10 protein-coding genes and 1 pseudogene (1 of these 11 cut by a window edge) are annotated in these 12,495 nt (G+C 72.0%); 7 read left to right on the top strand and 4 right to left on the bottom strand.

The genetic code is table 11. The features are described from left to right. Positions 1-69 precede the first annotated feature (69 nt). A complete protein-coding gene (locus ALLO2_RS27990) occupies positions 70-150 on the bottom strand; it encodes a putative leader peptide (RefSeq protein ID WP_347272474.1) in 81 nt (26 codons plus the stop codon). Positions 151-356: 206 nt separating this feature from the next. Here ALLO2_RS27990 and ALLO2_RS00155 point away from each other — a divergent pair, with 206 nt between their 5' ends. Further along, positions 357-1,271 (top strand): sulfotransferase, encoded by a 915-nt coding sequence (locus ALLO2_RS00155; RefSeq protein WP_035728976.1) that lies wholly within the window; start codon positions 357-359, stop codon positions 1,269-1,271. A gap of 57 nt (positions 1,272-1,328) precedes the next feature. Beyond that, entirely contained in the window at positions 1,329-1,667 is a 339-nt protein-coding gene (locus tag ALLO2_RS00150; RefSeq protein WP_011434567.1) for a DUF2530 domain-containing protein, read from the top strand. A 28-nt stretch (positions 1,668-1,695) separates the two neighbouring features. Here the strand turns inward: ALLO2_RS00150 and ALLO2_RS00145 are convergent, their stop codons facing one another. Next, a complete protein-coding gene (locus ALLO2_RS00145; RefSeq protein ID WP_051874750.1) occupies positions 1,696-5,253 on the bottom strand; it encodes a sacsin N-terminal ATP-binding-like domain-containing protein in 3,558 nt (1,185 codons plus the stop codon). 187 nt (positions 5,254-5,440) lie between these two features. Between ALLO2_RS00145 and ALLO2_RS00140 the strand changes: the two genes are divergently transcribed. The 3 genes from ALLO2_RS00140 (at position 5,441) to purM (ending at position 9,251) form a co-directional block, all read left to right on the top strand. Beyond that, positions 5,441-6,253, top strand: coding sequence for a sterol carrier family protein (locus tag ALLO2_RS00140; RefSeq protein ID WP_011434569.1), 813 nt, complete (start codon positions 5,441-5,443; stop codon positions 6,251-6,253). 257 nt (positions 6,254-6,510) lie between these two features. After that, positions 6,511-8,145 carry an amidophosphoribosyltransferase gene (gene purF / locus ALLO2_RS00135; RefSeq protein ID WP_035729242.1) on the top strand — a complete coding sequence of 545 codons (1,635 nt, stop codon included), beginning with the start codon at positions 6,511-6,513 and terminating at the stop codon, positions 8,143-8,145. Continuing rightward, positions 8,142-9,251 (top strand): phosphoribosylformylglycinamidine cyclo-ligase, encoded by a 1,110-nt coding sequence (gene purM / locus ALLO2_RS00130; RefSeq protein WP_035728973.1) that lies wholly within the window; start codon positions 8,142-8,144, stop codon positions 9,249-9,251. The genes purF and purM overlap by 4 nt, the downstream gene beginning before the upstream one ends. A 263-nt stretch (positions 9,252-9,514) precedes the next feature. Here the strand turns inward: purM and ALLO2_RS00125 are convergent, their stop codons facing one another. Both ALLO2_RS00125 and ALLO2_RS00120 read right to left on the bottom strand, forming a co-directional pair. After that, positions 9,515-9,721, bottom strand: a complete 207-nt coding sequence (locus tag ALLO2_RS00125; RefSeq protein ID WP_011434572.1) for a DUF3073 domain-containing protein — start codon at positions 9,719-9,721, stop codon at positions 9,515-9,517. A 381-nt stretch (positions 9,722-10,102) separates the two neighbouring features. Further along, positions 10,103-11,173, bottom strand: a complete 1,071-nt coding sequence (locus ALLO2_RS00120; protein WP_011434573.1) for a Glu/Leu/Phe/Val dehydrogenase — start codon at positions 11,171-11,173, stop codon at positions 10,103-10,105. A gap of 261 nt (positions 11,174-11,434) precedes the next feature. On the opposite strand from ALLO2_RS00120, the gene ALLO2_RS00115 reads away from it, so the two are divergent. Together ALLO2_RS00115 and ALLO2_RS23765 are read left to right on the top strand one after the other, a co-directional pair. Beyond that, positions 11,435-12,265: a hypothetical protein gene (locus ALLO2_RS00115; RefSeq protein WP_011434574.1), complete on the top strand. Its 831-nt coding sequence runs from the start codon at positions 11,435-11,437 to the stop codon at positions 12,263-12,265. 152 nt (positions 12,266-12,417) lie between these two features. Next, positions 12,418-12,495, top strand: a pseudogene (locus ALLO2_RS23765) (BldC family transcriptional regulator); it runs 129 nt beyond the window's last position.

The following is a 12,495-nucleotide window of genomic DNA, read 5'->3' as shown; positions in this document are numbered from 1 at the left end:
TGCCCTGGTGCGGCGTCCGGACCGACTGACGCTTCGTGAAGCGCCGTGCGGGAGGTAGGCGGCTGCCCGTCAGGCCGCCGGACAGGCGGCCGAGGCAACGCGGAGCAGATCAATGTGGCCCCGGGTGACCAGGATCAGCCGCTTCAACACAAGAGCAACGGAAGCACACTGCTCCGGTGGTCGCCAAGCATTGAAAAGTATGACTTATCTCACCTCTTGGTCTTTCGGTGGAATCCGTGGTGCATGACGCCGGCCGTGGAGGTCCCGGGATATCCATCTTCCCGATGGAGAAGCGTGAATATACTCACGGACTGTTCCAGGAACCGCGGCCGGGGACGTCAGGAACAGGAGATGCCGTGGCTCTGCCTGATTTCTTCGTGATCGGTGCTCCCGACGCGGGTACGGAGGTCCTGCACGAGGAACTCGGCCGCCATCGATCCGTCTTCATGTCCGAGATCCCGCAACCGGGGTACTTCCTGGCCGGGCGCATCCTGGAAAGCGGGCTCGACGTCACCACGGCAGGCCGGGCCGGCGTCGTCTGTTCCGTTTGGGACAAAGCCGGCGGGAGTGCCGGTCGTCCGGGCTGTGTGGCTCGCGCCGGGCCGGGCGAGCGATCACCTGTCCGTCGGCGATCCGACTACGAGGCGCTGTTCGACGCGGCTCCGGCGGGNGCGGNGCGCGGCGAGAGCACCCCGTACTATCTCGCCGACTTCACGGCGCTGCGGCATATTCACGAACTGCTTCCCTACGCGAAGCTCATCGTCGTTCTTCGTGATCCGGTGGAGCGGGCCTATGCGAACTGGGTCCGGATGCGGCTGGCCGGTCTTGAGGACCTCGACGATTTCGAACGTGCCGTGGCCGCCGAGGCCGCCCGGACGGCCGCGTGCTGGCCATGGCCGTGGCGCTACCTGGCCCTGGGCAGGTACGGCACGCAGCTGCAGCGGCTGTTCACGCTGTTCCCCCGCGAGCAGGTACTCCTGACGGCGCACCGCGATCTGATCGGGGATCCCGCCGCCGTCATTCGACGGGCCCACGGTTTCCTGGGGGTCAAGCTGGGGGTCAAGCTGGGGGTCGAGCGCCGAGGCCGTCCCGGGCCACCCGGGACGTCCGTGCCGACGCCCCCGTCCGTGCCGGCCTTCCCGGCCCCCCGGCTGGATCCGGCGATCGGGGCCCGGCTGCGGGACGGGTTCCGTTCCGATATCGCCCTGCTGAGCGACGTGACGAGACGCCGGTTCGACGAGTGGCTCGTCGAACCGGCGGACGACTCCTGACTATCATCCCGGCCGCGAGCAGCCCGGCCGCGAGCCGAGAGGGTAGCGTCGAGCGGGATGAGCGTCTCAGCAAGCAGCGATTCCACGGGTGGTGCGCACGCCCCCGAGGTACCGCCCGTCCCGGAGGGCGGCGAGCCCGCCGCGACAACCCGCCCGTCCGCGCCCGAACCGTTGCCCTACGACGGGGTCGCCTCCGTCGCGGTGGGAACCGTGCTGTGGGCCATCGCCGCGCTGGTCATGGCGTTCTTCCTCGACGAGCTGCGGGGCGACGGCCGGCTCTGGTGGTTCGCGACGGCGATCTGCGGCTTCGTCCTCGGGCTCGCCGGCCTGTGGATCGTGATCCGCCGCCGCAACCGGCTGCGGGCGCGGGGAAACCCTGACCACGCGGATCGATAGTCCGGCGACCGGAACCCAGCGGCGCGGCTCAGGTCTCGTCGAGGTCGTCCTCCGCGGCTCGGAAGGCGGCACCGTCGGGGTCGCGCAGCGCCGCGGCCAGCGCATGCCGCCGGTCCCACTGCCCGCCGCGCCAGGCCAGGGCCCGCGCGAGCGCGTCCGAGCCGGCCTCGGCATCCACGTGGATCTCGCCGCCGATCCCGCCGAGTACCCGCCAGGGCACCCGGGTTGGCCTGCCGGCGAGATCCTCGACCAGCAGCGGGTCGTGAACCCGGTACGGTGTGCCGTCCGGTGCCTGCCGGGCCTCGCCGGGGCCCGCCGAGGCGATCTCGCAGGTGCCCGCCTCGGCGGTGAGGCGCACGCCGAGGACGTGGGCCACCTCGGCCGCCCGGTCCAGCGGGAGACGCAGCCCGAAGCGGTCCGCGCCGAGCAGCCCCAGCATGTCCGGTGCGTCCACCACGACGACGTCGGCGCAGGCCCGGACGCCGTCCGGGGTGCGGACGGTCAGCGGCGGGTCGAACCGCCCGTCGTGGGCGGAACCGTCCGGCGCCGTCAGGACCCGGGCCACCGCGTCGACCGCGGCGATGTACAGCGTGCGAGCCGCGGGCCACGGCACGTCCCGGTCAACGTCGCCCAGCCGGTCGAGCAGGTCCATCACCGCGCCCAGGTCGCCGAGGACGTCCTCCAGCGTCAGCCGGCAGCCGAGGTGGCGCAGGAACTCGTCGTCGACCCCCGGGAGCGGTGCCGCCGGCGCGAACAGCCCGGTGAGCAGGGGGTCCGCGTCGGGTAGGACGAGCTCGCCCGGAGGCAGAACCCTGCTGTCCCGGTGCGCCGGGTGTTCCGCGGAGCGCTCCGCCGGGTGTTCCGCGGAGCGGGGCACCCGGCCGTCGCCACCGACGGGCAGCACCGCGTGCCGCGCCAGCCACCAGCGCGTATAGGACGGCTCGGGGGCGAACACGATGTCCCGCAACGGTGGTCGGGCGAGCTCGGCGAGCGCCTCGGGCCAGGCGGTCCGGTCGACGAGTTCGAGGTCGCGTACCGCCGCGAACACCCCGATCATGGCGGGNGCCGGNGGCCCGCCGGGAGGCGGCCGACGCAGGTTCGCCGAGCCGCCCGGCGCGCCGTGGTCGTCCGCCGCGACGTCGTCAACCCAGATGTCGCTGTCGTCGAGGTCAAGCAGGATCTGCTCGTCGGGATCCAACGGCAGGTCGTGGGCGTGCAACACCCCGAAGGTGCGCAGCACACCGACCTTCGCCAGTACCTCGGCGGGCCAGGCCCGCGCGACCTCGGCGCTCAGGGTGCCGAAGGGCGCGTCCTCGGCGAGCACCCGATCCAGGGGGCCTCCCTGGATCAGCAGCTCGCCGGCCGGGGTGAAGTCACCGTCGCCGTCCGGCAGCAGCAGCTCGTCGAGCCAGCTCAGGTCGGCCGCGGACTCCTCGCCCGCGTCCCGGACCAGCGCCAGCACCGCGTTCGCCAGGGCGGTGAGATCATCGGGATCGTCCTCCGGATCGGCGTCCAGGACCGCCTCGCGTACCGCCGCATCCCTTAGGACACCNGCTGGAGTGCCCTCAAGCGCGCCGAGGGTGCGCAGGGCATCCCGCGCCGCGTCCTGGGCGCAGGCGTCGGGATGCACGACCCGCAGCGGCAGCCCCGATCGGGCCAGCGCGACGATGTCGAGGTCGGCGGTGGGCAGCAGGGTCCCACGCGGACCGGTGACCATCCGCGTCCGCAAGGCGCTGGACCCGGCTGCCCCGCGCGGCTCGGTGTCCTCCCAGGGCGCGGGAACCTCCGTGACCGGTACCGGAAGCGCGCCGAGCGCATCCCGGTCCGGCGCCCCGACCAGGAGCGGATAGAGACGTCCCCACCAGTGTGGCGGGCGGGGNACCCCNGAGAGCAGCTCGACTAGGGCGGCGCTGTCCACCCGTCGAACGCCCAGGGCGGAGAGTGCGGTACGCCACCGGCGGGCCGCATAGGCCGCCGGGAGCAGGCCGGGAACCTGCCCATCGACCTTCGCCGCGACGGTGTCGTCGCTATCCGGACCCGCCCCGTCCGTGCCGGCGATCTCGGCCGGGTCGGCCTCGGTCCAGGCCTCGGCCGGGTCGGCTCCGCAGGAGCGCAGCAGCTCGGTGACCGCATCGGTCGCGGGGCCGAGATCGCAGACGGAACAGTCCCGGCCACGCAGACCGGCGGGCAGCATCGCCGCGTCCGGGAGAAGTCGGGTCAGCACGTCCCGTAGCCTGCCGTCGACTTCGCCCACCGGCAGCCCCGTCGGCACGAGGGCCAGCGCGGCCAGCGGGTCGCCGGGTGTCTCGGCTGGGTCCCTGCCGGCGTCTGGGTTCCTGCCGGCGTCTGGGTTCCTGCCGGCGTCTGGGTTCCTGCCGGCGCCCAGGTATTCGGCCAGCGCCACGGTGGCCGCGCTCAGCTGATCGGTGAGCCAGTCTCGTAACGGACCCGATACCGTGTGTCGACGCGAGGGATCCAGTGGCAGCTCGACGCTCGCCAGGATCGGCAGCGAGATCGGTTCGTCCGTCGGCTGAGGTGCCCGCACGACCCGGGCGACGCCCTCGGGCCATCCGCCGTCGCGGACCATGACCCGGGCGGTGAAGCGGTTCCGGCCGCGCTCCTCTACCGGGCGGTCGGCCAGCAGGTTGGCCGGGATCACGCCGCTACGGGCGATGCCGCGCCAGCGCTCGCCGTCGAGATCGGCGATCTCCACGCGGGTCGCCGTCACGCCCGGCGCGGGCTGGGATGAGCCGCCCCCGCGGATCCATCGACAGGTGATCGTCCGAACGGCTCCGTCGACGTCAACCACGATCTCGCTGGGACCGCCGAGGACGAGCGGCAGGGTCGGATCGAGCCCGGCCAGCAGATCCCGGGCCGCCGTGGCCGCCGCGACGTCCCGCAGCGGGAGGCGGATCACGGTGTCGTACCCGTCCGGCGGTGCGGGCGGCGCGGGAAGATCGAATGGCAGCCGGAGGATGGGTACCGCCCCGTCGCGCCGGGCCAGTTCTTCGGTCAGGCCCGGCGCCGGCGTCGTGGTGCCGGCGCAGCCCACCCCCGCGGCCGTCACGGCCTTGATCACCCTGCTCTTCGACCAGGTGACTCCGGACGCCCCCCCGCCCGGGCGGGACCGGGAGACGATCGAGGGATCGTCGCTCACCGCGAGCACTGCGGCGAACCCGGCGCCGAACCGCCCTACCGACGTGGTGTCCCGTTTCGCCGAGGCACGCAGGGTCGACAGCGCCTCCACCCCCGCCGGGCTCAGCGGTGCCCCCGTGTTGGCGATCTCCAGCAGGCCCCCGGGACCGGCGCCGGTCTTCGAAGCATCCGGAGCATCCGACTCCGAAGCGGAGGTGCGCAGCCGCAGGTACACCCGGGCCGGGACGCCGGCCTCACGCGCGGCGTCGACCGCGTTCTGCACAAGTTCGACGACGAGGCGGTCGCGGTAGGCGCCGAGAGCCGCGTCCTCCTCGGCATTGGCGTCTTCCCGGAAGCGGGCCGGGGAGGCGGCCCAGGCGTCAAGAACCCGCTGCCGGATCGCGGCGGTTGCGTACTCGTCGGCGGGAGCGCGCGGGATCGTCACTGGCACCCGTCCATACTCGTCTTCCTGCCCGGCAGGGCGGGGGATCGGGTCCGGCACACCGGCGCGCGCGGACAGCCGGATATAACCGCGTACCGGTTTGTACCGGTTTGTACTAGATGTTATCGGGTGGTGCCTGGTGGTATCTGGCAGGTAGGCTATCCGGCCGGGACGCGGCGCCGGGCAGGATGGAGGGGTGCCACCCCGCGGACGCCGCCAGGATCCCAGGGCGACCGGTACCGAGCTGGCCGCGACGTTGGCGGACCAGTGGCAGCGGATCGTCGATGCGGTGAGTGTCCTGCCCGACGGGGCCCTCGGGGTGCCGAGTCCGCTGCCCGGCTGGACGGTCGGCGACCTCGTCCTGCACGTCTCCCGCTCCGCGTCCGCGCTCACCGAGGCCCTGGCCCCCGCGGTCCCGGCGTCCCGGCGCACGACGGATCTCGTCACGGCGAGGGATCTCGTCACCGCGAGCGGCTACCTGACGGGCGCCGGAACCCGGACGGAGGCCGTCGCGGACACCGCCCGCTCGCTGGCGGCGAACCGTGGGCCGGCCGAGATCAGAGGCCGGCTGGCCGGCGAGGTGTCGGCCGCGGTGGCCGCCATGGCCGCGGTGACTCAGGAAGCGGTGGTCCCGACGCCGGGCGGCCCAATGCGACTGGCGGAGTTCCTGCGCACCCGAGCGGTCGAGGCGGTGGTGCACGGCCTCGATCTAGGCGTCACGCCGGTCCGGGATGCGCTCAGGGCGGCGACGAAGGTGTTCGCGGAGATGTTCGCCGAGCGGGCACCCGGACGCTCGGTGGAACTGCGGGTGCCGCCGTTCACAGCCGTGCAGATCGTCGAGGGTCCACGCCATACCCGGGGCACACCGCCGAATGTCGTCGAGGCCGAACCCGTCGCCTTCGTCCTGCTGTGCGCGGGCCGCCTGCCGTGGGCCGAGGCGGTGGCCGACGGCCGGGTCGCGGCCAGCGGCGAGCGCGCCGACCTCAGTTCCTACCTGCCCCTCCTGTAGATGCGGGTTGGCTGGTCCGGATGATCTACCAGGGACGATCTGGTCCGTCCGGGCATGCGCGCACAACGGCCGATGCGCGTCCTCACTGCTAGCGTGGTGGAAGGTAGCTGCCGGGGTGAGGCGGTGGTCGGAGTGGTCGGCGCGTCTCGGCACGTCTCGGCACGTCAGCGGACGAGCCCGGCACCTCTGTGGTCCCGCATGGTCCCGCGCGAGATCGTCCGCATTCTTCGGTGTCCCTGACCTGTCGAGGAGTCCTGGTGCCAGACGTCGCACCCCGCTTCGGCGCCACCCCCGGATGGGAATCAGACCTCTCCGACGAGCCGGGGCCGCGTGACGCCTGCGGTGTGTTCGGGGTGTGGGCGCCCGGTGAGGACGTGGCGAACCTGGCCTACTACGGTCTGTACGCGCTGCAGCACCGCGGGCAGGAGGCTGCCGGCATCGCGGTCGGGGACGGTCGGACCGTGGTGGTCTTCAAGGAACTGGGGCTTGTCGCTCAGGTCTTCGACGAGGTCACCCTGTCCAGCCTGAGCGGCCATGTGGCGGTCGGTCACACCCGGTACTCGACGACGGGCTCCTCCACCTGGGAGAACGCCCAGCCGTCGTACCGCACCGCCCGCTTCGGCGGCCCCATCGCGCTCGGGCACAACGGCAACCTCACCAACATCGTCGAGCTCGCGCGGACGCTCGGCGCGGAGCGGGACCGCCTGCGGGCGACCACCGACTCGGACCTCATCACCGCCATGCTCGCCGACCATCCCGGCCCGACCCTCGTCGACGCGGCGATGGACGTGCTGCCCCGCCTGACCGGGGCCTTCTCGCTGGTCTTCTCGGACGCCTCGACGCTGTATGCCGCCCGGGACGCGCACGGGATCCACCCGCTCGTGCTCGGCCGGCTCGACGGCCATCCCGACGGCGCGTGGATCATCGCCAGCGAGACGGCCGCCCTCGACATCGTCGGCGCCACCCTCGTACGGGAGATCGTTCCCGGCGAGCTGGTCGTCATCGACGCCGAGGGGGTGCGTTCGCGCACGTTCGCCCGGCCCGATCCGCACGGCTGCCTGTTCGAGTACGTCTATCTCGCCCGCCCGGACACGTCGATCGCCGGACGTTCCGTGCACGCCACCCGGGTCGATGTTGGCCGGCAGCTGGCCCGCGAGGCGCCGGTGGAGGCCGACCTGGTCATCCCCGTGCCGCAGTCCGGGGTACCCGCCGCGGTCGGCTACGCGGAGGAGTCGGGTATCCCGTTCGGTGAGGGCCTGGTCAAGAACTCCTACGTCGGGCGCACCTTCATCCAGCCCTCGCAGACGATTCGGCAGCGCGGGATCCGGCTCAAGCTGAACCCCCTGCGGGATGTGATCGAGGGGCGTCGCCTCGTCGTGGTGGACGACTCGATCGTCCGCGGCAACACGCAGCGCGCGCTGGTGCGCATGCTGCGGGAGGCCGGCGCCGCCGAGGTCCACATCCGGATCTCCTCGCCGCCGGTACGGTGGCCCTGCTTCTACGGCATCGACTTCGCGACCCGCGCCGAGCTGATCGCCAGTGAGGCGGGCATCGAGGAGATCAGAGCCTCTCTCGGGGCCGACTCGCTGGCCTNCGTCTCGTTGGAGGGCCTCGTCGAGGCCTCCCGCCAACCGGCCGGCACGCTCTGCCGGGCCTGCTTCGACGGCGTGTACCCGGTTCCGCTGAACGATTCCGACAAGCTCGGCAAGCATCGGCTGGAGGCGACGGGCGGCGCGGAGACCACCGAGGACATGATCGCCGAGGCGTTGCGGCGCGGCGTGACGCTGGGCATGAACGGTGCCGATCCCTCCCCGGACAACCACGACGCCGAGCCTGAGCCCGAGCCCGATCTTGAGTCCGAGCCCGAGCCGGCCGGGGTGAGGCCCGCATGAGCGGTGGATTGAACTCGTACCGGGCGGCCGGGGTCAACGTGGCCGCGGGCGAGCGTGCCGTCGAGCTGATGCGCGGTCACGTCGCGCGCGCGNTCCGGCCCGAGGTCGTCGGTTCGCTCGGCGGATTCGCCGGCCTGTTCGCGCTGGATACGGCGCGGTACCGTCGGCCGCTGCTCGCCTCGTCGACCGACGGTGTGGGCACCAAGATTGCCGTTGCCCGGGCCCTGGACACGCACGACACCGTGGGCATTGATCTGGTCGCCATGGTTGTCGACGACCTCGTGGTGTGCGGCGCGGAGCCGCTGTTCCTGCTCGACTACATCGCGTGCGGCTCCCTGGTCCCCGCGCGCGTGGCCGAGATCGTCTCCGGCATCGCAACCGGCTGCGAGCAGGCGGGGGCGGCGCTGGTCGGCGGGGAGACCGCCGAGCACCCCGGGCTCATGGGTAGCGACGACTACGACCTGGCCGCGACGGGGGTCGGGGTCGTGGAGGCCGACGACGTGCTCGGGCCGGAGCGAGTCCGGCCCGGGGACGTGGTGGTCGCGATGGCATCATCCGGCATCCACTCCAACGGCTTCTCGCTCGTACGGCATATCTTGTTCGGTCCTGTCGATTCTGGCCAGCCCGGTGGGATTCCCGAGACCGCGCGGGAGGATCTGGAGGCATACGTCCCGTCCCTGGGGGGCACGCTGGGCACGTCCCTGCTGGTTCCGACCCGCATCTATGCTCGGGACTGCCTGGCGCTGGCCGCGGCTGTCGAGGTGCACACCTTCGCCCACATCACCGGCGGCGGTCTCGCGGCGAACCTCGCCCGGGTCATCCCGCCGGGCCTGCTGGCCACGGTGGACCNGGCGTCGTGGTCAGTGCCCCCGATCTTCGGTCTGCTCGCCGAGCGCGGCGAGGTGACCCAGGCGGACATGGAAGCCACCTTCAACCAGGGAGTCGGCATGGTGGCGGTCTTGCCGGCCACCGCGGTCGCCGACGCTCTCGCGCTGCTCGCCGCGCGGGACGTGCCGGCCTGGGTGGCAGGGGAGGTCGGCACGGCGGACGCTCCGGAGCCAGCCGGCGTGGCCAGGGCCCGGCTCGCCGGCCGGCATCCACGCTGAGGCGGCCCGTCCGGGACAGCACGTCCGGGACAGCACGTCCGGGACAGCACGTCCGGGCAGGGCAGCCCCTCCGGGCAGGTTGGGCAACCTGTCCGGGCAGCCTGGGCTGATCAGGAGTGAACTGGCGAAGAAGCATGCAGCGCGGCCAACATCACGGCAGCACGTTATGGCGGTGGGAGCCCGGGCCTGAGCCCGGACGACCACCGTCGGCGACGACCACCGCGGTGAGCCTGCCGCGGTGAGCGACTACCGAAGCGACGCTGTCAGCGGGAGGAACGTCGATCGTCCTCGTCGTCTGCGTAGGCGTCGTATCCGTAGTCGTCATCTACGTACGAGTCGTCGTTGTTGTTCTCGCGCGTCGAGCCCGCGCCCAGATCCGCCTTCAATCGGTCGAGATCCATAGTGGGCGAGTTGTACTTGAGCTCGCGGGCGACTTTCGTCTGCTTGGCCTTAGCTCGGCCGCGCCCCATGGCTCGACCCCCTCGAACATGACGACGGGGACCCGCCCCGGTGCTCTCACTGTCTCGTGCTTCCCGAGACTACAGGGACCGGAGGCTTCTCGGCACGCCAACCCGACAGTTGCCTGTCCCCGGACAAGGTGTCCGCGATCGGAAACGGTGTATGAACCCGCTTGTCCGGTGGGTTCGATCGGGGATATCCGCTCGTCCCCGCCGTCGGCGGCCCGTTTGACGGGGCCTGGATGTGATCACCGTCACCTGTTCCCATTGACGTTCAGGCCTCCGCCGGGCGGGTGATCGTGCCTCGCCTCACGGTGTGCCTCGCCTCACGGTGTGCCTCGCCTCACGGTGTGCCTCGCCTCACGGTGCGTCTCGCCCCATCCGCGGTCGGCGTCAGGGCAGCAGGATCCCCCGCAGGCGTCCCACGTCGGTCATGCGGCGTTCGGCGAGCCGCTCCGCGGCCTCGGTCGGGGTCACCTCCTCGGCCTCGGCGAGGCGGAACACCTCCGAGGTGGTGTCGAAGATCTGCGCGGCCCTGGCCCGGGCCCGCTCCGGCGAGTAGCCCTCGATCTCGTCCGCGACCTGGATCAGGCCGCCGGCGTTGACCACGAAGTCGGGGGCGTACAGGACTCCGGCGTCGGCGAGCTGCCGCCCGACCTCGGGCTGCGCGAGCTGGTTGTTGGCGCCGCCGCAGACGACGCCGGCTCGCAGCCGGCGGACGGTCTCCGCGCTCAGCGCTCCGCCCAGCGCGCAGGGGGCGTACACGTCGATGTCGAGGTCGAGCAGATCGTCCGGGTCCGGCACGGTCTCGGCCGCCGGGAACTCCACCCGCAGCCGGGCCAGGGCCACCGGGTCCACGTCGCCCGCGACCACCGAGGCGCCGCTGTCGAGGAGATGCCCGACGAGCCGCCGCCCGACCTTGCCGACTCCCGAGACCGCGACGCGGCGCCCCGCCAGGCTCGGCGTTCCCCACCGGTGCCGGGCGGCGGCGCGCATGCCCTCGAAGACCCCGTAGGCGGTCAGCACGCCGGAGTCGCCCGAACCGCCGTGCGCCGGTGACCGTCCGGTTACCCACCGGGTTTCCCGGGCGATGACGTCCATGTCCGCCACATAGGTACCGACGTCGCAAGCGGTGATGTATCGGCCGCCCAGTGATGCGACATGGCGGCCGAAGGCGCGCAGCAGTGGCTCCGACTTCGCGACGGCCGGATCACCGATGATGACGGCCTTGCCGCCGCCGAGGTCCAGCCCGGCGCAGGCGGCCTTGTAGGCCATCGCCCGGGACAGGGCGAGGGCGTCCGCCAACGCGACTTCCTCGTCGGCGTAGGGGTGGAAGCGGGTACCGCCCAGCGACGGCCCCAGCGCCGTCGAGTAGATGGCGATGATCGCGTGAAGACCCGAGGGACGGTCCGAGCACAACAGCACCTGCTCATGGTCACAAACGGCGCTGAACAGGGACGACATGGCGCACCTCTCTCCTCGGGGCCTTCTGGGGGCCTTCTGGGGGCCTCCGTGGGGCCCGTGGCCCCCACCGCCCTGATCCCGCGCGCCGGGCCAACCACCCCGCGCCGCGCCCAGGGCCCGCAGATCGTGTCCTGGCGAACCCTACGGCGCCGGTAGGCCGGACGGCTTGTGTGTGGACGTGCCAGGATCGAGGCATGCCAGGATCCAGGGCATCCGCGTGGGTGTCGTCGGTCGGATCGCGCGCGGTAAGTGGGTCCTGAGGTGCCCGTCGTCTCCCCCGCGGCGTATCTGCGGGTGTACGAACCGCTCGCTGCCTTTCCCGCGGCCGAACGTGGCCGCTGGCAGCGTTACGCCGCCGCGGGGCCGCCTTCGCGCCGGGCCGGGACCCGCCGGGAGCGGGTCCTGGCGCTGGTCGCGACCGTCCATCCCACCCTTGACGTCGCCGACGAGTCGGCCTTCGTCCAGTGGATCGACGGTCTGATGTTCGTCTGTCCGTGGTCGACCCAGCTGCGGGTGTGGCAGGCGGCGCTCGAGTTCCGCGGCCTGATGCCCGACCGCGTCGCGGAGGCGTTCCTGCCACGGCGGATCATCGAGCCGGCCGAGGTCGAGCTGGACCGGTGGAAGGCCCGCCGCCCCGCGCTCAAGGTCCACGTGCAGACCTGTACCTGGATGGTGCCACCGCCGTGGTTCCTGCTCTTCGACCCGGCCGAACGGTCCCTGGTCACGGGGGACACTGCCGAGCGGTCCATGATCTACCGCACCACGATGAGCCTCGCCAGACGGCGGGCGGGCCGGGCGGTGGAGGCGGTGGAGGCGCTGCGGGCGAGCTCTCCGGACGCCCCAGGAGTCGAGGGCGTCGGCGAGCTGGCCCGTTGGCTGGGGTCCTTCCATCCGCAGAGCAGGGTCGAACTGGACTACGACGGGCTAGTTGACCTGCTGGACGATGACATGCTTCGGCGCGACAACTCTGTAGAGGACATCGTCGAGGCTGTCAGTGCGTTACGCCGTGGGCGAACAGACCTAGCGGTCGAAGCCTACGAACGAGTCCTGATGAGGTGGAGGCCCTTGCAGGCACGGGAATCCGCGAGCTGATCGGCGCATTCTGTTAACTGAGAGTTGCCGCCCGCGTCGGACGAGCTGTGACTAGTCAGTAGATGGTCCTGACGTGCCATGTCCGAAATGCCCCCGAAGGATGCACGATCTGTATGGGACGGAGCGACGCTCTGTGACGGGAGGCCAACGCAATGACGACACGAACGCCAGACGCTGAGCCGCTGCTGACGCCCGCCGAGGTTGCCACGATGTTTCGGGTAGACCCGAAG

It is taken from the genome of Frankia sp. Allo2, from assembly GCF_000733325.1.
Taxonomy (GTDB): domain Bacteria; phylum Actinomycetota; class Actinomycetes; order Frankiales; family Frankiaceae; genus Frankia; species Frankia casuarinae.
The sequence above is the reverse complement of the archived record's forward strand: the minus strand, read 5'-3'. Positions and strand labels throughout refer to the sequence as shown.